The sequence below is a fragment of the Streptomyces gottesmaniae genome (assembly GCF_031845845.1).
Classification (GTDB): domain Bacteria; phylum Actinomycetota; class Actinomycetes; order Streptomycetales; family Streptomycetaceae; genus Streptomyces; species Streptomyces akebiae.
In genome coordinates, this window is record NZ_JAVRFJ010000146.1 from 1 (window position 1) to 442 (window position 442).

At 59.5% G+C, this 442-nt stretch carries 1 protein-coding gene; it reads right to left on the bottom strand.

Translation table 11 applies throughout. From position 1 onward, the window contains the following. Positions 1–114: 114 nt before the first annotated feature. Positions 115–442 (bottom strand): ABC transporter permease (locus RM704_RS44785; protein WP_311593633.1); only part of this gene is annotated, 328 nt, incomplete at its 5' end.

Here is a 442-nt window from a genome sequence, read left to right on the forward strand (position 1 = left end):
GTTCCGGCGAACAACGAACCGGTCGTGAAGAAAAAGACGCCGAGGGCGGCGACGAGGATCAGAGTCCACCAGGCTGGCTTGATCCGCCCTTCACTGGATCCCGAATTCATAAGCTCACCCTGCCAAGTGGAAGTTGCCGGACTGGCCGTACAACGCCAGCGAGATCATCACGATGACAATGGCCGCGACTATCAACGACGTCCGCACCGCTCGGCCGACCGCTTCACCCACACCGGCGGGGCCTCCTGAAGCGGTAAACCCGTAATAGGTATGCACCAACATGATCACCACCGTGATCGCCACGGACTGGCCGAACGACCACAACAGGTCGGTCGTGTTGAGAAATGTATTGAAGTAGTGGTCGTAGACACCGGAGCCCTGCCCGTAGATCAGGGTCGTACCCAGCCGCGATGAGACGAAGGACATGATCACCGCGACGCAG